Below are 20,454 nucleotides of genomic sequence, written 5' to 3'. Positions count from 1 at the left end.
AACAATGCCAATTAGTACGCCTCAAGAAATTATCGAAGATATTCGCTTAGGAAAAATGGTCATCTTAATGGACGATGAAGATCGTGAGAATGAAGGTGATCTGATTATGGCTGCGGAGCACGTCACTCCGGAAGCCATCAACTTCATGGCGACGTATGGCCGTGGCTTGATCTGCCTGACTATGACTAAAGAGCGTTGTGAACGTTTGGGCTTACCGCCAATGGTGCAAGATAACAACGCGCAATACACCACGAATTTTACGGTTTCGATTGAAGCGGCTGAGGGTGTGACTACCGGGATTTCCGCATCGGACCGTGCAGTGACAGTTCAAGCAGCAGTAGCGGCAGATGCGAAAGCGGCGGATTTAGTTCAACCCGGCCACATTTTCCCACTTGCAGCGCAAGATGGCGGGGTATTGACCCGTGCCGGCCATACAGAAGCGGGGTGTGACTTAGCTCGTTTAGGTGGCTGTGAGCCAGCATCTGTGATTGTTGAGATCCTAAACGACGATGGCACTATGGCCCGTCGTCCTGATTTAGAAGTGTTCGCTGAAAAGCACAACATCAAGTTAGGCACTATCGCAGATCTTATCGAGTACCGTAACAACACAGAAACTACCATTGAGCGCGTAGCTGAGTGTAAGCTACCCACTGAGTTTGGTGAGTTCGACTTAGTGACCTTCCGCGACACGATTGATAACCAGATACACTATGCATTGAAAAAAGGTGATCTTGCTGGAGAAGCTCCATTAGTACGAGTGCACTTGCAAGACACGTTTACGGACTTACTTCGTAGTGACCGTAATGCGCAGCGCAGCTGGAGCTTAGATAAAGCGATGAAGCGTATCGGTGCCGAAGGCGGAGTGTTAGTTATTCTGGGGAATGAAGAGTCTACAGATTTGCTGATCCATCGCGTTAAAATGTTTGAGCAGCAAGATAAAGGTGAAGCGCCAACATTGGCGAAAAAGCAAGGTACGTCTCGTCGTGTCGGTGTGGGTTCACAGATCCTTGCAGACCTTGGTGTTCACGATATGCGCTTACTCTCTTCAACCAATAAAAAGTACCATGCACTAGGTGGCTTTGGCCTTAACGTGGTTGAATACATCTGCGAATAACCTCGCGGTCAGATATTATCTTTAGGCGAGGCAGTGACTACCTCGCTTTCTAATTTCAAAACCGTCAGATTTCTGCAAAAACCTATTAGATATTGCTCACAGTTTTATGCTAGAATCCGGCGATTCTCACTTGATGAACATAGTTAAAGGAAAGCTTATGAAAGTGATCGAGGGTGGCTTCCCAGCGCCAAATGCAAAAATTGCTATCGTTATTTCTCGTTTCAACAGTTTTATTAACGAAAGTCTTCTTTCTGGTGCAATCGATACTTTAAAGCGTCATGGACAAGTTAGCGAAGACAACATCACTGTTGTACGCTGTCCTGGTGCTGTAGAGCTACCGCTTGTTGCGCAACGTGTTGCTAAAACTGGAAAGTTCGACGCTATCGTGTCTCTAGGTACAGTAATTCGTGGCGGAACGCCACACTTTGACTATGTTTGTAGTGAATGTAATAAAGGTTTGGCACAAGTGTCTCTGGAATATAGCCTTCCAGTTGCATTCGGTGTCCTAACTGTTGATACAATCGATCAAGCAATTGAACGCGCAGGAACCAAGGCTGGTAACAAGGGTGCAGAGGCTGCACTGAGCGCGCTTGAGATGATTAACGTTCTATCTGAAATCGATTCCTAATGGGGGCCAGTGTGAAACCAGCCGCACGTCGTAATGCACGTCAATTTGCTTTACAAGCAATTTATTCTTGGCAAATTACTAAAGATAATGTTGCCACAATTGAAGAACAGTTTTTATCTGGTGGTAAGTATGATGAAGAAGAGCATCATGCTGCTGAACCAGCGTTAACTGCTCCAGAAACTGACGTAGCTTACTTCCGTGACCTACTAACAGGTGTTGTGCTAAGTCACACAGAGCTAGACAGCAAGATTCGTCCATACACAGCGCGTCCTATGCAGGACTTAGACATGATGGAGCTTGCTTTGCTTCGTCTTGCTATGTATGAAATGACTCGTCGCGAAGACGTACCTTACAAAGTGGTAATCAACGAAGCGATTGAACTTGCAAAAGTATTCGCCGCAGAAGAAAGTCACAAATTTGTGAATGGTGTGCTAGATAAAGCCGCGCCACACGTACGTAAGAAATAACAAGATACGTTACAATTAAAAGGTCAGCAATTGCTGGCCTTTTTGTTGTTTAGCGTTTACCTTTTTTAGGCTCTCACCACTTTGAAGTAACATAGACTATGTCTGGCGAATTCAACCTTATCGATAAATACTTCTCTAACCGTCAACCTCAGCGCAAAGATGTATTGTTGTCTTTGGGAGATGACTGTGCGCTTGTAAAGCCTCCTGAAAATGTTTCTATTGCTATCAGTACCGATACATTAGTGGCAGGTACTCACTTTCTCGCTAGTGCAAACCCAGCCTGGGTTGCCCATAAAGCTTTGGCTTCTAACATCAGTGACTTAGCTGCAATGGGTGCAACACCCGCGTGGGTCAGTTTTGCTCTAACGATGCCAGAGCCCGATGAACAATGGCTAGAACCGTTCTGCCAATCTTTCTTTGAATTGGCTGATTACTTTGGGATCCAGCTTATTGGTGGCGATACGACCAAAGGCCCACTGAGCCTGACTTTGACGGTTCAAGGCTTTGTACCTGAAGAGAGAGCCCTTAAACGTGATGGTGCTGAAATAGGGGATTGGATATTCGTCACTGGGGAATTGGGTGACAGTAAAGCTGGGCTAGAAGTGATTCTGGATCCTGCTAAGCGTAGTCAGCCGAGTGCGGTGGAGTTAGAAAAAAGGCACTATATATCAACGCCCAGAGTGTTAGTTGGCCAGGCTTTGCTCGGTGTTGCTAGTGCAGCCATTGATATCTCAGATGGCCTGATTTCCGACTTAGGTCATATTTTGAAGCGTTCAAATGTCGGCGCTTCTATCGATGTTTCTTTACTTCCGGTTTCTGATACGCTTAGGGCCTACTTGCAAGATAGCACGTCAGCTCAAAAATATGCGCTCAGCAGTGGTGAAGAATATGAATTGTGCTTTACTGTGCCCGACCAGAATAAAGGCATGGTCGAAAGTGCACTGGCTCATTGTGGTGCTAAAGTAACATGCATTGGTCAGGTTAGGCCACAAGGTGTGTTAGAACTGCATCAACAAGGTAATCCTATCGACTGGCAATTAGCTGGTTACGATCATTTCAAGGTTTAAAAATGACAAACCCACTTGCGCTTATTTCACTAAAAAATCCATGGCATCTGCTTGCAACTGGCTTTGGTAGCGGGTTATCGCCAATCATTCCCGGCACAATGGGAACGGTTGCGGCAATCCCACTGTATTTATTATTGGTTCAACTGCCACTTCCTCTTTATGTATTGGCTGTCATCATCTCTTGCATCATAGGTATTAAGATCTGCCAGGTTACGTCAGACGATATGGGCGTACATGACCATGGCTCGATTGTATGGGACGAATTCGCTGGATTTTGGATCACCATGTTAGTCATTCCGTTGTTCAACCTTGATGCGACGGATTGGAAGTGGTTACTGACCGGTTTTATACTATTCCGCTTTTTTGACATGGTAAAACCGTGGCCAATTGGTTGGTTGGATAAACGAATCCACGGTGGGCTAGGGATCATGATTGATGATATTGTCGCTGGTATTATGGCGGGTGTCTCACTTTACCTTATTGGTCGTTATGCTGGTTGGTTGTAGACAAGTCCAAACTGCATATAAATAGAAAAGGGCTGACAATGATGTCAGCCCTTTTCTCTATCTCGTACTGAAGCAACTTACTTGAGTTTCTCAAGGTCAGCTTCAATCTCCGCAATTTTACTTGAAACCACTTTCTCTAAGTGACGTAAGTCGGTGAGGATTTTCTGCTTCACGTCGACTTCGGCTAGCTTCTCTGGCTTGGTTATTTTGTTTAACTCATCAATTACTAGCGTTAAATTACGGTTAATTTCTGTAATTTCTTTGTACTTATGACTACCGCTATCAACCAGTACATTTTTCACTTGGCGGGGATATTTGAATTTCACACTCTTCGCAAACAGCTCCCCTTTTTGTTTGTGAAAGTAAATTTTTAACACATCCTTGTGCGCTTCTTGTCTAAGAGAATAACGCTCGATTTGCTTAGGCTCTTGAATTCCTAAGCCAGTGAGGTTTGGAAACATAGGCTACCTCTATGGTGTTGTTGGGTGTTATTTACCTTTACTAATGTAGCAGCCTAAATTCGTGGTAGATAGTTGATATTTAGGCTGTCTGTTTAACTTGTGGGCAAGATCGCGCTTAATTTGGCGCCAGCTCGGCAACGTTATTAATCAGTCTTTCGCGCAGCTGATTTTGTTCATCTTCATTGAGTTTCCCACCTGTGCTGCTAGTTAGGATGAACAGGTCTTCTGCGCGCTCACCTATGGTGGTGATCTTTGCTCCATGTAAGTGAACGCCCAAGTCAGCAAAAGTGGCCCCTACAGTGGCAAGTAGCCCAGGAGTATCCAAGGCGACAAACTCCATCAAGGTACGTTTTTTACTTTTGGTTGGTAAAAAGTCGACGCCAGTTTTGACCGTGAAGTGCTGTAGGTTACGTGGAGTACGGCGGGTTTTAATTTTGGTTGGCCTGCCATCTTGTAAGACATGTATAAGATGCTTGGTTACGGCTTTATGGCGGCTTTCATCTATGGCTTCACCATTTTGGTCGAGCACCATAAAAGTATCGAGGACGAATCCATCTTTACTGGTCATAACTTGAGCGTCGTGAACGTTGAAGTTTCGTCTATCCAGCTCAGCAACTACTGTCGCAAACAGAGCGTGTTGGTCTTTACTGTACACAAATACTTCAGTGCCACCACGTGTAGGCTTCTTACTGATTAAAATCAGCGGTTCGTTTGGATTATCGTGTTGTAAGAGCTGACTGCCATGCCAAGCAATCTGCTTATGAGTATGGCGTAGGAAGTAGTCGGCTTTGAAACGCTGCCAAAGGACCTCGATTTCACGTGCCGAGAAACCCTCTTTTCTTAGTAACGCTGAGGCCATTTGTTGGTTATGGCGAATTCTGTCTCTTACATCGACAGGGTTCTCTAATCCTCTTCGTAGTGCTCTTTGAGTTGAATAGAATAATTCTGCTAACAACGTGCGCTTCCAGCTATTCCAAAGCTCTGGATTGGTTGCACAAATATCTGCGACAGTGAGGCAGACAAGAAATTCTAAGTATTCTTCATCACGTACTTTTTTAGCGAATTCAGTGATTACTTCTGGATCGTAGATGTCTCGACGTTGAGCCGTAACGGACATGAGAAGATGGTTTTGAACCAGCCAGGAGACTAGCTTAGCTTCTGGCTTGGATAAGCCATGTTCCATGCAAAAGTTATAGGCTTCGACCGCGCCAATCTCGGAGTGATCACCACCACGTCCCTTGCCTATGTCATGGAAAATAGCGGCGAGGATCAGTAATTCTTTCTTCTGTATTCTCGGGTAGACTTCACAGCAGATAGGGTGTTTTTGGTGATTTTCTGCGTAACTGAACGTATTAATGTGCTTGAGAAGGCGTACACTGTGCTCATCTACTGTATAGACGTGGAATAGGTCGAACTGCATTTGACCAACAATCTGACTCCATTGTGGCAAGTAAGCGGCAAGCACGCCTAGCTTGTGCATTAGGCTGAACGCTTTATGCAGCGCGTTAGGGTGGCGAACCAGTTCCATAAACTTTTCACGTGCTTCAGGAATCGTATGCAAAAAGCGATTCAGTCTTCGTCTTGCCGTTCGGAGTTGGCGAAGAGTAGGGGGGGCGACGCCTTCAATGCTCGAGTCATTGGCGATGTGGATAAACATATCCAAGATGGTTTCAGGTCTCGCTTGGAATAGAGCCGGTTTTCTCGCTTCGATAAGTTTGCCACGGCGTTGGAAATCTTCGCTAATGATCTCTGGTTCGCATACCACACCATTGTTGAGAATCGCTTGGTCAAACAGCTTAAGCAGCATTTTGTTGAGTTCAGCGACACGGCGTAGAGTTCGATAGAACTCCTTCATCATCATTTCGACACCGCGGTTCCCTTCTCCGACATAACCGAGATGTTCAGCGACTTGTGCTTGATGAGCAAACGTTAGTCGATTGTCGTAACGCTTAAGCTCGATATGCAGAGCAAAACGAACTCGCCAGAGAAAGTCTTGGCACTCAACCAGTTCGCGGTATTCGGCATCCGTAAGGAAACCAAATCGACTCATTTCGAGCAGTGAGGTGGCACCAAAGTGGCGGCGAGCAACCCAGCTTAGGGTATGTATATCGCGTAAACCACCGGGCGTTGATTTGATGTCTGGCTCTAAGTTGTATGTGGTGTCGTGGTAGCGGGCATGACGTTCTTTTTGTTCTTGAATCTTGGCTTTGTAAAAGGTTTCACTTGGCCAAAAAGATTCAGAATGTATGGCGAGCTTCAGCTGGTGGAAAGTATCTTCGCAGCCACAAAGCAGTCGAGCCTCTTGCAGGTTTGTAGCAACGGTTAGGTCATCTTTACCGATTAGGGAGCACTCTTCTACTGTTCTCACTGCGTGGCCGACTTCTAATCTTAAATCCCATAGTAGGGTAATGAACTCACTGACTTTATTGCCTAAGTTATCTGGGAGTGTTTTTTTAGACACGATCAGAATATCAATGTCCGACAAAGGGTGGAGCTCGCCTCTCCCATAGCCACCCACTGCAACAAGGCTAATGTTGGGCAATTGGTCGAAACCAAATTCTTGCCATAGGCGGTGCAATAGCAAGTCCATATACTCCGAGCGACCTAATACGAGATCGGTAACCGGGTGGTGGTTAAGGAATTCGGTACGCTGATAGTCAGAAAAGGCTTCGAGTTGTTGTTTTAATTCGCTAATTGAAAGCTGTTGAGTCGAAAAGTTCAGTGGTGATTGGTACGGCATACATTGCGATCCATGCAAGTTAACTCCAGTGTAGAGTTAATTTAACAGATAGAAGTCGATAAAAAAATATCCCTGCTGAGCAGGGATATTTGGAAGGAGAGTTAGGCGTTTTTCATCAAGCGAGGAATGTCTTCTTCGCTTCGTAGCGTCAGTACTTCACAGCCCGTAGCAGTGACTAGTAGAGTGTGTTCCCACTGCGCTGAATTTTTACCGTCACCAGTGTAGACCGTCCAATCGTCTTCGGCGTCGACACTACAGCCGAATTTACCTGCGTTGATCATTGGTTCTATGGTAAAGCACATGCCTTCTTTCAATACACGGCGATCGCTGTTCTTGTAGTGAACAACTTGTGGTTCTTCATGGAACTCGTTACCAATACCGTGGCCACAGAAGTCTTTTACAATAGAAAACTTGTTACGTGGGTTCTTTTTATTGTTCTCTTTGATGTATTTTTCGATAGCGGTTCCGATATCACCGACCGTTGCGCCTGGCTTCACTTTTCGCATACCTACATACAGTGCTTCTTGAGCCACCATACAAAGGCGCTTATCTGCAGGTGACACATCACCGACAAGGAACATTTTTGAAGTATCGCCGTGGTATCCTGCTGGGCGAGTGTTCAAATCAGCATTTTCGTCATCAGGGATAATTACCGTGATATCAACATTGATGATGTCGCCGTTCTTTAGTATTGCAGGCTTCGGTTGGCCATTGCTGCCCACTTCGTCTTGGCTTGCCGGAATACCGTGACAAACGATGTGATTGATCGAGGTACAAATAGATTTAGGAAAACCGTGGTAATCGAGTGGTGCAGAATACGCGCCTTTCTCGATTCCGTAATCGTGACAAATCTGATTCAGTTCGTCAGTCGTGACGCCCTCTTTAATATGAGGTTCGATCATTTCTAGGATTTCGGCAGCTAACGCACCTGCGATACGCATGCGTTCGATTTCTTGAGCAGTTTTGATCTTGATTGACATTGGCTTTTCTCTACAAATTCGTTGGCACTATACGTGCTTATGCGCGCATTCTATCAGGATGGTTTGCGAATGTGTATCAGTTGAGGTCGACGGGGAGAAAACTCGCGCAGCAGTTTTTTAACTTTTACTAGCCAGGTGGCCTAAAAATATGGTATAAAGCGCGCCGGAATTCTTGGTCAGTTCTCTCCATTGTTTTTAGAACAATTTGGCGAAGCTGATTAGTGATTTCCTTAAACATTTATCTTTAAATCACACACATTCCGACACATATTCCGGGGTGCCCTACTGATAGTACGGGTCGGAGTTATGGGGAATGTGGAGGCCTAACCCCATAGAGGATTATAAAATGGCAACTGTATCAATGCGCGATATGCTTAAAGCTGGTGTTCACTTCGGTCACCAAACTCGTTACTGGAACCCAAAAATGAAGCCATTCATCTTTGGTGCTCGTAACAAAGTTCATATCATCAACCTAGAAAAAACTGTTCCAATGTTCAACGAAGCTCTAGCTGAGCTTGCTAAAGTTGGCGAGAAAAAAGGTAAAGTTCTTTTCGTTGGTACTAAGCGTGCTGCATCTGAAGCTGTTAAAGAAGCTGCTGTTGCAAGCAACCAGTTCTACGTTAACAACCGCTGGTTAGGCGGTATGCTAACAAACTACAAAACTGTTCGTCAGTCTATCAAGCGTCTAAAAGACCTAGAAGCACAGTCTCAAGACGGTACTTTTGACAAGCTAACTAAGAAAGAAGCTCTAATGCGTACTCGCGAAATGGAGAAGCTAGAGAAATCTCTTGGTGGTATCAAAGATATGGGCGGCCTACCAGACGCTCTATTCGTAATCGACGCTGATCACGAGCACATCGCAGTTAAAGAAGCAAACAACCTAGGTATCCCAGTTTACGCTGTAGTTGATACTAACTCTAACCCAGATGGCGTTGACTTCGTTATCCCTGGTAACGACGATGCTATCCGTGCTGTACAGCTTTACCTAAACGCTGCAGCTCAATCGGTTACAGAAGGTCGTAACAAAGACGTTGCTGTTGCTGCTGAAAAAGACGGCTTCGTAGAAGCTGAATAATAGCTGCTCCGAGTCACACTTAATTTATGCGCAACATGGTTGTCGCATAAACTGAGTTATAGTTATCAGCAGGGGCCGAAAATGTAGGCCCCTGTTTTTTACCAAATCCAGAATCAACTGAGGAATTTAGAATGGCTGTTACTGCTGCTCTAGTTAAAGAACTGCGCGACCGCACTGGCGCAGGCATGATGGACTGTAAGAAAGCGCTGAACGAAACAAACGGCGACATCGAACTAGCAATTGAAAACATGCGTAAGTCTGGCGCTGCGAAAGCTGCTAAGAAAGCAGGTAACGTTGCTGCTGAAGGCGCAATCATCATCAAAGAAGAAAACGGCGTTGCTGCTCTTCTAGAAGTGAACTGCCAAACTGACTTCGTTGCTAAAGATGCTAACTTCACTGCATTCGCAGAAAAAGTAGCTGCTGACGCTCTAGCGACTAAAGCTTCTGCAGAAGAGCTTCAAGCTAAATTCGAAGAAGAGCGTATCGCTCTAGTTGCTAAGATCGGTGAAAACATCAACATCCGTCGCGTACAATACGTTGAAGGCGCTGCTATCTCTGCTTACCGTCACGGTGAGAAGATCGGTGTTGTTGTTGCTGGTGAAGGCGACGCAGAAACTCTTAAGCACGTAGCTATGCACGTTGCTGCGTCACGTCCTGAGTTCGTTAACCCAGAAGACGTACCAGCAGACGTAGTAGAAAAAGAGAAAGCTGTTCAAGTTGAAATCGCAATGAACGAAGGCAAGCCAGCTGAAATCGCAGAGAAGATGGTTGTTGGTCGCATGAAGAAGTTCACTGGCGAGATTTCTCTAACAGGTCAAGCGTTCGTAATGGAACCTAAGAAATCTGTTGGTGAAATCCTTAAAGAGCGTGGCGCTTCTGTTTCTACTTTCGTTCGCCTAGAAGTAGGTGAAGGTATCGAGAAAGCGGAAGAAATGAGCTTCGCTGAAGAAGTAGCAGCGGCTCAAAAAGGTTAATCCTTAGAGACCTGCATACATATTAGACCGTAGCCAAGGCTGCGGTCTTTTTATGATAAGAGAAGATTATTTCAGTGATGAATGCGCTTTTACTCATCTATTGAGACTAAAGCTCATCCATGACTGTTAATCAACAACTCTCATTTTGGAAGGTAAACTCCATGACTACGAACCCTAAACCAGCGTATCAACGTATCCTATTAAAACTGAGTGGCGAAGCGCTACAAGGCGAAGAAGGTTTTGGTATCGATCCAACTATTTTGGATCGTATGGCTCAAGAAGTTAAAGAACTGGTAGAACTAGGTGTTCAAGTCGGTGTCGTTATCGGTGGTGGTAACTTGTTCCGTGGTGCAGGCCTTGCTGAAGCGGGCATGAATCGTGTTGTTGGCGACCACATGGGCATGCTAGCAACTGTGATGAATGGCCTAGCCATGCGTGATGCGTTGCACCGTGCTTATGTTAACGCGCGTGTGATGTCTGCTATCCCACTTAAAGGTGTGTGTGACGACTACAACTGGGCTGATGCGATCAGTCAGCTACGTCAAGGCCGAGTTGTTATCTTCTCTGCAGGTACTGGTAACCCATTTTTCACAACAGATTCTGCTGCTTGTTTGCGCGGTATCGAAATTGAAGCGGATGTCGTTCTAAAAGCAACAAAAGTAGACGGAGTATTTACTGCAGACCCAGTAGCCAACCCAGATGCAGAGCTGTATGATAAGCTTACTTACAGCAGTGTTCTTGAAAAAGAGCTTAAAGTAATGGATTTGGCAGCGTTCACTCTAGCGCGTGACCATAAAATGCCTATCCGTGTATTCAATATGAACAAGCCAGGCGCATTACGCCGCGTGGTGATGGGTGAAACTGAAGGTACACTAATCAGCGATGCTGAGTAAGCTGTGTTTCCTTGTCGAGTGATGCTTGGCAAGGAACTTCTGAACTTTCCCCTCTTCAGCTTTCTTAGCGAAAGAGCACATATTTAAGGTGAAATTGTGATTAACGAAATTAAAAACGACGCGCAAGAGCGCATGGACAAGAGCGTTGAAGCGCTAAAAAACAACCTAATCAAAATTCGTACAGGTCGTGCGCATCCAAGCCTTCTATCTGGTATTTCTGTTGAGTACTACGGTGCTCAAACTCCACTAAATCAAGTGGGCAACGTCATTGCTGAAGATGCACGTACGCTAGCTATCACGGTATTTGATAAAGAGCTGACTGCAAAAGTTGAAAAAGCGATCATGCAATCAGACCTAGGTTTGAACCCTATGTCGGCTGGTACAGTTATTCGTGTTCCACTTCCACCATTGACAGAAGAACGTCGTAAAGACCTAGTTAAGATCGTTCGTGGTGAAGCAGAAGGTGGTCGTGTTGCAATCCGTAATATCCGTCGTGATGCGAACAACGAGCTAAAAGCTCTGCTAAAAGACAAAGAAATTTCAGAAGATGAAGATCGTAAAGCACAAGATGAGATTCAAAAGCTGACTGATGTAGCAGTTAAGAAAGTTGATGAAGTTCTAGCTGCTAAAGAAAAAGAGTTGATGGAAGTTTAATAGCTTATAAACTCTTCTTTTTTGAAAGCGCTGTGTATATGGCACAGCGCTTTTTTATGCTAATCTCTCATCACTATTCTGAATGTCTATCTATCAAGCCACCTCTATGCAAAAGTCTCAATTGTCAGTAGACGCACTTCCAAAGCATATTGCAGTCATTATGGACGGAAATGGCCGCTGGGCTAAAGCTCAAGGCAAACCACGAGTTTTCGGCCATAAGAACGGAGTGGCTGCCGTTCGAAAAACGATATCTACTGCAGCTAAGCTTGGTATACAAGCCGTTACTCTATTTGCGTTTAGTAGTGAAAATTGGCGTCGACCTGAAGAGGAAGTTGGTGTTCTAATGGAGTTATTCATCTCTGTACTTTCTACAGAAGTGAAACGACTGCATAAGAACAATTTACGCTTACGCATTATTGGCGAAAAAAGCCGCTTTAGTAGTCGACTACAGAAAAAAATTGCTGAAGCTGAAGCGAAAACAGCTCAAAATACGGGAATGGTCATTAATATTGCCGCTAACTATGGTGGTAAGTGGGACATCACCCAAGCGATGAGCGCTCTTGCACAGAAAGTGGAATCTGGTGAGCTCTCATCGAGCGATATCAATGAAGAGCTCATTACTCAGCATTTAACGATGTCAGACATTCCTGAAGTTGACTTGTTGATTCGAACCAGTGGTGAATGCCGCATAAGCAACTTTATGTTATGGCAATTGGCCTACGCGGAGATGTACTTTACTCCTATCTACTGGCCCGAGTTTGGTGAGGACAGTTTAGTAGAAGCAGTGACTTGGTTTGTTAATCGTGAAAGACGTTTTGGTTGCACCGGTGAACAAATCAAGGCATTGATGGATAATCAATAAAGGATTCATTAGTTTGAAGCAAAGAATAATTACAGCGCTTATCTTGGCGCCGTTGGTTATATTAGGGATTTTCAAACTCCCATTGGACGCGTTTATTGCTGCAATCGCTGTGATTACAGTAATTGGTTTTTGGGAATGGACCCAATTTGTGGAGCATAAGTCTAGAGTGACTGCACTTGTTCCAGCAATTGCAATTAGTGGCCTAAGCCTTCTTGTCATTCCTTTTGATGCCACTAGCCTTAATGCAGTGTTACCCGCTCACTATTTTGTCTTGGCTCTAGGTGGTGCTTGGTGGGTTGCTTCGAGCTTACTCGCTATCACTTATCCTAGATCTAGTGCAAGCTGGCAGGACTCTAACATCTTAAGACACCTATTTGGTGTCCTTACCTTATTGCCGTTTTTCTGGAGTGTTCTACTGTTAAGGGCGGAGAGCATTGATGCGTCGCCTTATCATGGCGCTAAGTTGGTGCTATTTGTCTGCTTAATTGTATGGGCTGCCGACAGTGGAGCCTATTTCGCTGGTAAGAGCTTGGGTAAGCGCAAAATGGCACCTTCCGTGAGCCCGAATAAAACGATTGAAGGACTTATCGGTGGGATTATTGCCGCGATATTTGTTGCTTGGGTTGCCGCTAAGGGATTCGGAATTGAGTTTTCTAGTGCCGGGGCTATGATTGCAATCACTTTTGTCACCGTCGTAATTTCAGTGCTAGGGGATTTGGTTGAAAGTATGTTTAAGCGAGTCTCGGGTATTAAAGACAGTGGAAACATTATTCCGGGGCATGGTGGTATCTTGGATCGCGTAGACAGCCTCACTGCAGCATTTCCTGTGTTCGCTCTTCTGTATTTCATCTTTTAGTAAAATAAGCATTAGTTCTGCTTACTTAGGTTTCGGTTTCATTATGCGTAAATTAACTATTTTAGGTGCAACAGGCTCAATTGGTGCCAGTACGCTAAAAGTGGTTGAGCAAAACCCTCACACATTCGAGATTGTGGCATTGGCGGCTGGGAGTAACGTTGCCAAAATGATGCAACTTTGCAAAAAGTGGCGTCCACGTGTGGCAGTAATGGCAGATATTAAAGCTGCTGGCGAACTAGGAACAATGCTGAAGTCAGAAGGTATCGTGACGGAAGTTCTTGCAGGAGAGCAAGGCTTGTGTGAAGCCGCTTCACTGGAAGACGTTGATACAGTTATGGCAGCCATTGTTGGGGCTGCTGGGCTTTTACCGACAATGGCGGCCGTGAAGGCGGGCAAACGTATCTTGCTAGCAAATAAAGAAGCACTCGTAATGTCAGGCCAGTTGTTCATTGACGCTGTCCGTACTCATGGAGCTGAATTGTTACCTGTCGACAGCGAACATAATGCAATCTTTCAATGTTTACCGCAGTCGGTTCAACATCAAATGGGTCATTGCGATCTGGCGGGAAATGGCATAAGCAAAATTTTGCTTACTGGTTCCGGTGGGCCATTCCGCTATACTGAACCGTCCATCCTAGCCACCGTCACTCCTGAACAAGCTATCGCGCACCCAAATTGGTCTATGGGTAAGAAAATCTCAGTCGACTCTGCCACTATGATGAATAAAGGCCTCGAATACATTGAAGCGAAATGGTTGTTTAATGCTGACAAGTCACAGTTGGACGTCATTATTCACCCACAGTCTGTGATTCATTCGATGGTTCAGTACAATGATGGTTCTGTGCTTGCTCAAATGGGGGAGCCTGATATGGCGACACCTATCGCATGTACTATGTCTTATCCAGACAGGGTTCCTGCGGGAGTTGCACCATTAGACTTTACCAAAGTAGGTGACCTGACATTTTTGGCACCCGACTATACTCGCTATCCTTGTTTGAAGCTTGCTATGGACGCCTGTTATGAAGGCCAGCATCTAACCACTACGTTGAATGCTGCCAATGAGATAGCAGTAGAAGCATTTTTAACGAATCAAATAGGTTTCACTGATATTGCGAAAGTGAACGAGTTGACAATGTCGAAAGTAAACGCTGCACCAACGGCTGGATCTCATTTCGATTTGGACGGCCTGATAGAGCTAGATAAAATGGCTCGTATTAAAGCCCATGAAATAGTGCGTGAGTGTAAAGTATGACCGGTATTCTTTGGAACTTTGTTTCATTTATTGTTGCACTAGGCATATTGGTTGCTGTGCATGAATTTGGCCATTTTTGGGTAGCTCGACGTTGTGGCGTAAAGGTCGAAAAGTTTTCGATAGGCTTTGGTAAATCAATTTGGAGTCGAGTGGGCAAGGATGGCACTGAATACAGTGTGTCTGTTATCCCATTGGGTGGCTACGTAAAAATGGTCGATAGTCGAGTTGATGAGCTATCTCCAGAGCAACATAGCGTGGCGTTCGATAAAAAACCTTTATGGGCTAGAACGGCTATTGTAGCAGCAGGCCCTGTATTTAACTTTCTGTTCGCCATTTTTGCTTACTGGACTGTTTTCCTGATTGGAGTACCAGCAGTCAAACCGGTCGTTGGAGAAGTGACCCCTTATTCAATTGCCGCGCAGGCAGGTTTGGAACCGGGTATGGAACTTACTTCAATCGGTGGCGTCAAAACCGCAGACTGGGAATCTGTGAATATGGGCTTAATTTCCCATATTGGCGATAGCTCATTAACGCTAACGGTTAAATCTTCAGAAAGCGTTGACTACGAACAAACTAAAACTTTAGATCTCACTTCGTGGAACTTTAACCCAGAAACAGAGTCTGCTATGGGAGCACTTGGATTTAGGCCATTTACTCCAGAGATTTCGACTACGTTGAATACTGTGTCGGAAGAGGGGGCAGGAGCGAGAGCTGGATTAGAGAGTGGTGATCGTATCGTTGCAGCTAATGGCCAAGCAATTGAAAATTGGCAGCAAGTTGTGGAGTTAATTCGCGGCAATCCAGAGACAGATATCGCTTTGCAGATTGAAAGAAATGGTATGCTGCAGATGCTAACGCTAACACCAGACAGCCGTAATGACTCCCAAAGTGGCAATATTGGTTTTGCTGGGATTGCTCCTGAGGTCGCAGAATGGCCGGAAAGTTATCGATTCGACCTCCAATATGGTGTATTCGAAGCTGTTGGTAAATCGATAGATAAGACAATCCAAGTCATTAACCTAACGGTAGGGATGCTTAAAAAGCTGATTGTTGGCGACGTAGGCCTAAACAATTTAAGCGGTCCTATTTCTATTGCGAAGGGAGCAGGCACAACGGCTGATTACGGGTTGGTCTATTTCTTGGGGTTCTTGGCGCTGATTAGCGTCAACCTAGGGATTATTAATTTGGTTCCACTGCCTATGCTTGATGGTGGACATTTGCTCTTTTTTGCCATTGAAGCCATTATCCGCCGCCCTGTACCTGAGAAGGTCCAAGAGATGGGGTATCGAATTGGAGGAGCAATTATTTTCTCCTTAATGGCTATAGCAATTTTTAACGATTTTACTCGCCTGTAAACAAGGCAAAGGTTGTAGTAAGGAATAACTAAAACAAATATGGCGATGAAAAATATTCTATTTGCAACGCTCCTAGCGACGAGTGTCTCTGCAAATGGTGCTGAAAACTTTGTTGTTCAGGACATCAAAATCGAAGGATTACAGCGTGTAGCTCTGGGTGCTGCACTGTTGAACATGCCTGTGCGAATTGGCGACAATGTCGATGGTCAAGATGTCGCGGAAATCATTCGCGCTTTATACACGTCTGGTAACTTTGAAGATGTAAAAGTATTAAGGGATGGTGATGTTTTAGTTGTTCAGGTCAAAGAGCGACCGACAATTGCGAGCATTTCTTTCTCAGGTAACGATGCAATTAAAGAAGAGCAGTTGCAGCAAAACCTTGATGCATCAGGTATCCGTGTAGGCGAAGCCCTAGATCGTACAACGCTTTCAAATATCGAAAAAGGTTTGGAAGACTTTTACTACAGTGTTGGTAAATACAATGCGACAGTGAAAGCTGTTGTTACACCTCTTCCTCGTAACCGTTCAGATTTGAAATTTGTGTTTACCGAAGGGGTTTCGGCAAAAATCAAACAGATCAACTTTATCGGTAATGAAGTTTTTACTGACGAAGAACTGTTGAGCCGTTTTAACTTGAATGTCGATGTCGCGTGGTGGAACTTTTTAGCGGACGATAAGTATCAGAAGCAGGTTTTAGCGGGTGATATTGAAGCATTAAAATCTTACTATTTAGATCGAGGCTTCCTTAAGTTTCAAGTAGATTCAACCCAAGTTGCTATTTCTCCTGATAAGAAAGGTGTATACATCACTTTGGGGTTGGATGAAGGCAATCCTTATACAGTCAAAGATGTCCAGTTCCGTGGTGAGCTGATAGGCAAAGAAGACGAATTTAAGTCGATGATCCCATTTGAAGATGGTGATACTTATAATGGGTCATCTGTAACTCGCTTAGAAGAAGATGTTAAGCGTGTTCTTGGGGAGGCGGGTTACGCATACCCACAAGTTCGAACCATCCCTGAATTTGATGATGAAACTCAAGAAGTATCGCTTGTCATTAATGTCGAGGCGGGTAATCGTATCTATGTACGTGATATTCGATTTGTTGGTAACAACTCGACGAAAGATGAAGTTCTTCGCCGAGAAATGCGTCAAATGGAAGGCAGTTGGTTAAACTCGAAAGCGATCGATACGGGTAAGACTCGTTTGAATCGTTTAGGTTTCTTTGAAACTGTTGAAGTTCAGACCGTTCGTGTCCCTGGTAGTGAAGACCAAGTTGATCTTGTATACAACGTCAAAGAGGCTAACTCGGGCAGTGTGAACTTTGGTATCGGTTATGGTACTGAGTCGGGTGTTAGCTTCCAGGTGGGCTTGCAACAAGACAACTTCTTAGGGTCGGGTAATCGTGTTGGCATTAACGCCATGATGAACGACTATCAAAGAAATGTCAGTTTGGATTATCGCGACCCCTACTGGAACCTTGATGGTGTGAGTCTTGGTGGTAAAATTTTCTACAACGAGTTTGAAGCTTCCGAAGCGGGTATCGTTGACTACACCAATGAAAGTTACGGCGCCAGTTTGACTTGGGGTTTCCCATTCGATGAACTTAACTTTTTTGAGTTTGGTGTAGGTTATACACATAATAAGATTGGTAACTTAAGCCCTTACTTGCAGGTAGAGCAATTCTTAGCCTCTCAAGCGAGCAACATTGATAATGAAGGTTCTCTTAATACCAATGACTTCGATATCAACGTTTCTTGGACTCGTAACAAGTTAAACCGAACATATTTCCCAACTTCAGGTAACCACCAACGTGCATTTTATAAGATGACCGTACCTGGCTCTGACGTTCAGTACTTTAAAGTGCAGTATGATGTAAGACAGTACTTCCCATTGACGAAAGGGCATGAGTTCTCACTCTTGTTAAGAGGTAGATTGGGTTACGGTAATGGTTACGGCCAAACTGATGGTCAAGATAACCTGTTCCCATTCTATGAGAACTATTACGCTGGTGGCTTTACGACGTTACGAGGTTTTGGCTCAAACTCAGCTGGCCCTAAAGCTGTTTATCGAGACTACTCAAACTCGAACAATGGTACTGATACCGCGACCGATGATTCGGTTGGTGGTAATGCCATTGCATTGGCAAGTCTTGAATTAATCGTGCCTACGCCATTCGCTTCAGATGAAGTGAGAAGCCAGATCCGTACCAGTATCTTCTTCGATATGGCAAGCGTTTGGGATACTGAATTTGATTACCGTAGTTCTGGCGCGGATTATGGTAACCAGTACTACTATGACTATTCGGATCCATCGAACTATCGTTCATCTGTTGGTGTTGCATTGCAATGGATGTCCCCAATGGGGCCATTAGTCTTCTCGTTGGCACAGCCAATAGAATATTACGAGGGTGACGATAAAGAAGTCTTCACTTTCACTATCGGTAGAACCTTCTAATAAGGAATTATATTTTGAATAAAGCGATCAAAGCGGCTGGTCTTAGCCTAGCAGTATTAACTTCTTCGTTCTTTGCTAATGCTGCAGAAGCGGCTCAGAAAGTCGGTTACATCAACACCGCACAAGTATTTCAAGCTCTTCCACAGCGCGAAGTTGTACTGCAGAAAATGCAAGAAGAGTTCAAAGATAAGGCGGGTGAACTGCAAGCTATTCAAGCTGAAGCTCAAACTAAGATTGAGAAGCTAAAGCGTGATGGTGAGCTATTAGGCCCTGAAGAAGTTGAAAAACTGCGCATTGAAATTGGTCAGCTTGACAGCAAGTACAAGATTAAAGCACAAGCTCTTGAGAAAGCATCAGCTCGCCGCGAAGCTGAAGAAAAGCAAAAGTTGTTTAAAGTCATTCAAGATGCTGTAGCGAAGGTTGCTGAAAAGGAAGGCTACGATATGGTTGTTGACGCTCAAGCTCTATCTTACGCGAAACCTGAGTACAACATCTCTGAACAAGTAATCAAATCACTAAAATAATACGTTTATGTTAACACTGACTTTAGCCGAATTGGCCGCAATAACCGGGGGGGAGTTGCACGGTGACGCAAATGCTAGCGTGACTATGGTAGCTCCAATGGATAAAGCTGAAGTTGGGCATGTGACTTTCCTGTCCAACCCTAGATATGCAAAACACCTTGCCGACTGTAAAGCGACAGTTGTTATGGTAAAGGAAGCACAACGAGAGCTGTGTGCTGGTAACGCATTAGTTGTTGATGATCCTTATGTTGCGTTTGCTAAAGTAGCCCAAGCTCTGGACATTACCCCTAAACCCGCTGATAACATTGCGCCATCTGCAGTGATCGCTACTGATGTGGTTATGGGTAATAACGTAGCAGTTGGTGCGAATGCAGTGATCGAATCTGGCGTAGAGCTAGGCGATGGGGTTGTCATTGGGGCTGGCTGTTTTGTTGGCAAGAATGCCAAGATTGGAACGAATACGAAGCTTTGGGCAAATGTTTCCATCTATCATTCAGTCGTTATCGGTACTGATTGTTTGGTTCAATCGAGTACAGTGATTGGTGCGGATGGTTTCGGTTATGCTAACGAAAAAGGCGAGTGGATAAAAATCCCTCAACTTGGAACTGTTCGAATTGGTAATTGTGTTGAAATTGGTGCATGTACAACAATAGACCGTGGTGCTCTAGAGGACACAATTGTCGAAGATAACGTAATTATCGATAACCAAATCCAAATCGCACACAATGTACAGATCGGATATGGTACAGCCATGGCGGGTGGTACAGTTGTGGCCGGAAGTACCAAAATTGGTAAATACTGTATTATTGGTGGTGCATCGGTAATCAATGGTCATATCGAAATTGCGGATGGCGTTACGATTACCGGTATGGGGATGGTGATGCGCAGCATTTCCGAGAAGGGGATGTACTCATCAGGTATACCTTTGCAAACCAACAAAGAGTGGCGTAAGACGGCGACTCGAGTTCATCGAATTGATGAGATGAACAAACGCCTTAAAGCAGTTGAAAAATTGCTTGAAGAGCAAGAAAAGGAATCTTAATTCCAACTTTCTCGGTAAAGGCTCGCGAAATGCGAGTCTTTTTCGTCTATTATATTGGCGATTATTTTTTGAAGTTTTACTTTATAGGAATTTGACTTTGACTACTGAAAAGAAAACGATGGACATTACTGAAATTCAGGAACTTTTGCCTCATCGCTACCCATTTTTGCTGATTGATCGTGTAACAGACTTTGAAGAAGAAAAGTACCTGACGGCGATTAAAAACGTATCAGTAAACGAACCTCAGTTCACAGGTCACTTCCCTCAACTACCCGTTTTCCCAGGTGTACTTATCCTTGAAGCAATGGCGCAAGCAACGGGTTTATTAGGATTTAAATCGTTTGGTGCTCCTGCAGATAACGAACTGTACTACTTCGCGAGTGTTGATAAAGCTAAGTTCCGCAAGCCAGTGACACCAGGTGACCAACTTGTTATTGAAGTAACATTTGTAAAAGAGCGCCGTGGAATTGCTGCGTTTGATTGCATCGCAAAAGTCGATGGCGAAGTTGTATGTTCTGCTGAGCTAAAGTGTGCTCGCCGAGAGTTTTAA

The 20,454-nt window shown here is 44.6% G+C and carries 20 protein-coding genes; 17 read left to right on the top strand and 3 right to left on the bottom strand.

Features of this window, described 5'->3' with window-relative positions; translation table 11 throughout:
• The first annotated feature begins 4 nt into the window (after window positions 1-4).
• From ribBA to pgpA, 5 genes are all read left to right on the top strand, one after another.
• On the top strand, window positions 5-1,114 hold the full coding sequence (gene ribBA / locus ACXABW_RS11500) for a bifunctional 3,4-dihydroxy-2-butanone-4-phosphate synthase/GTP cyclohydrolase II (RefSeq protein ID WP_457522779.1): 1,110 nt from the start codon (window positions 5-7) through the stop codon (window positions 1,112-1,114).
• Window positions 1,115-1,271: 157 nt separating this feature from the next.
• On the top strand, window positions 1,272-1,742 hold the full coding sequence (ribH, locus tag ACXABW_RS11495; RefSeq protein ID WP_004415274.1) for a 6,7-dimethyl-8-ribityllumazine synthase: 471 nt from the start codon (window positions 1,272-1,274) through the stop codon (window positions 1,740-1,742).
• Window positions 1,742-2,209 carry a transcription antitermination factor NusB gene (gene nusB, locus ACXABW_RS11490; protein WP_252027868.1) on the top strand — a complete coding sequence of 156 codons (468 nt, stop codon included), beginning with the start codon at window positions 1,742-1,744 and terminating at the stop codon, window positions 2,207-2,209. The genes ribH and nusB overlap by 1 nt, the downstream gene beginning before the upstream one ends.
• A gap of 98 nt (window positions 2,210-2,307) precedes the next feature.
• Window positions 2,308-3,276: a thiamine-phosphate kinase gene (gene thiL / locus ACXABW_RS11485; RefSeq protein ID WP_457522776.1), complete on the top strand. Its 969-nt coding sequence runs from the start codon at window positions 2,308-2,310 to the stop codon at window positions 3,274-3,276.
• Between the two features lie 2 nt (window positions 3,277-3,278).
• Window positions 3,279-3,782: a phosphatidylglycerophosphatase A gene (gene pgpA / locus ACXABW_RS11480; RefSeq protein ID WP_252027864.1), complete on the top strand. Its 504-nt coding sequence runs from the start codon at window positions 3,279-3,281 to the stop codon at window positions 3,780-3,782.
• 77 nt (window positions 3,783-3,859) lie between these two features.
• On the opposite strand, the gene ACXABW_RS11475 is transcribed toward pgpA, so the two are convergent.
• The 3 genes from ACXABW_RS11475 to map form a co-directional block, all read right to left on the bottom strand.
• Window positions 3,860-4,243 (bottom strand): DUF3461 family protein, encoded by a 384-nt coding sequence (locus ACXABW_RS11475; protein ID WP_252027862.1) that lies wholly within the window; start codon window positions 4,241-4,243, stop codon window positions 3,860-3,862.
• Between the two features lie 115 nt (window positions 4,244-4,358).
• The gene (gene glnD, locus ACXABW_RS11470) at window positions 4,359-6,983 is read right to left on the bottom strand and encodes a bifunctional uridylyltransferase/uridylyl-removing protein GlnD (protein ID WP_457522775.1); all 2,625 of its coding nucleotides are present in this window, start codon (window positions 6,981-6,983) and stop codon (window positions 4,359-4,361) included.
• 101 nt (window positions 6,984-7,084) lie between these two features.
• Window positions 7,085-7,963, bottom strand: coding sequence for a type I methionyl aminopeptidase (gene map, locus ACXABW_RS11465; RefSeq protein ID WP_457522773.1), 879 nt, complete (start codon window positions 7,961-7,963; stop codon window positions 7,085-7,087).
• Window positions 7,964-8,309: 346 nt separating this feature from the next.
• Between map and rpsB the strand changes: the two genes are divergently transcribed.
• The 12 genes from rpsB to fabZ all read left to right on the top strand — a co-directional run bounded on the left by rpsB (window position 8,310) and on the right by fabZ (window position 20,454).
• The gene (gene rpsB / locus ACXABW_RS11460; RefSeq protein WP_252027859.1) at window positions 8,310-9,038 is read left to right on the top strand and encodes a 30S ribosomal protein S2; all 729 of its coding nucleotides are present in this window, start codon (window positions 8,310-8,312) and stop codon (window positions 9,036-9,038) included.
• A gap of 131 nt (window positions 9,039-9,169) precedes the next feature.
• On the top strand, window positions 9,170-10,012 hold the full coding sequence (tsf, locus tag ACXABW_RS11455) for a translation elongation factor Ts (protein WP_252027858.1): 843 nt from the start codon (window positions 9,170-9,172) through the stop codon (window positions 10,010-10,012).
• Window positions 10,013-10,173: 161 nt separating this feature from the next.
• A complete protein-coding gene (gene pyrH / locus ACXABW_RS11450) occupies window positions 10,174-10,905 on the top strand; it encodes a UMP kinase (protein ID WP_252027857.1) in 732 nt (243 codons plus the stop codon).
• A 96-nt stretch (window positions 10,906-11,001) separates the two neighbouring features.
• The gene (gene frr / locus ACXABW_RS11445) at window positions 11,002-11,559 is read left to right on the top strand and encodes a ribosome recycling factor (protein ID WP_252027856.1); all 558 of its coding nucleotides are present in this window, start codon (window positions 11,002-11,004) and stop codon (window positions 11,557-11,559) included.
• A gap of 106 nt (window positions 11,560-11,665) precedes the next feature.
• Window positions 11,666-12,421 (top strand): isoprenyl transferase, encoded by a 756-nt coding sequence (locus ACXABW_RS11440; RefSeq protein WP_457522772.1) that lies wholly within the window; start codon window positions 11,666-11,668, stop codon window positions 12,419-12,421.
• Window positions 12,422-12,434: 13 nt separating this feature from the next.
• On the top strand, window positions 12,435-13,277 hold the full coding sequence (locus tag ACXABW_RS11435; protein ID WP_265686575.1) for a phosphatidate cytidylyltransferase: 843 nt from the start codon (window positions 12,435-12,437) through the stop codon (window positions 13,275-13,277).
• Window positions 13,278-13,320: 43 nt separating this feature from the next.
• The gene (ispC, locus tag ACXABW_RS11430; protein ID WP_457522770.1) at window positions 13,321-14,529 is read left to right on the top strand and encodes a 1-deoxy-D-xylulose-5-phosphate reductoisomerase; all 1,209 of its coding nucleotides are present in this window, start codon (window positions 13,321-13,323) and stop codon (window positions 14,527-14,529) included.
• Entirely contained in the window at window positions 14,526-15,884 is a 1,359-nt protein-coding gene (gene rseP / locus ACXABW_RS11425; RefSeq protein WP_457522768.1) for a sigma E protease regulator RseP, read from the top strand. The genes ispC and rseP overlap by 4 nt, the downstream gene beginning before the upstream one ends.
• A 39-nt stretch (window positions 15,885-15,923) precedes the next feature.
• Window positions 15,924-18,338 carry an outer membrane protein assembly factor BamA gene (gene bamA / locus ACXABW_RS11420; protein ID WP_457522767.1) on the top strand — a complete coding sequence of 805 codons (2,415 nt, stop codon included), beginning with the start codon at window positions 15,924-15,926 and terminating at the stop codon, window positions 18,336-18,338.
• A gap of 14 nt (window positions 18,339-18,352) precedes the next feature.
• Window positions 18,353-18,862 (top strand): OmpH family outer membrane protein, encoded by a 510-nt coding sequence (locus ACXABW_RS11415; RefSeq protein ID WP_252027848.1) that lies wholly within the window; start codon window positions 18,353-18,355, stop codon window positions 18,860-18,862.
• Between the two features lie 7 nt (window positions 18,863-18,869).
• The gene (lpxD, locus tag ACXABW_RS11410; RefSeq protein WP_457522765.1) at window positions 18,870-19,904 is read left to right on the top strand and encodes a UDP-3-O-(3-hydroxymyristoyl)glucosamine N-acyltransferase; all 1,035 of its coding nucleotides are present in this window, start codon (window positions 18,870-18,872) and stop codon (window positions 19,902-19,904) included.
• A gap of 97 nt (window positions 19,905-20,001) precedes the next feature.
• On the top strand, window positions 20,002-20,454 hold the full coding sequence (fabZ, locus tag ACXABW_RS11405) for a 3-hydroxyacyl-ACP dehydratase FabZ (RefSeq protein WP_252027845.1): 453 nt from the start codon (window positions 20,002-20,004) through the stop codon (window positions 20,452-20,454).

The organism is Vibrio paucivorans, assembly GCF_054053395.1.
The sequence above is the reverse complement of the archived record's forward strand: the minus strand, read 5'-3'. Positions and strand labels throughout refer to the sequence as shown.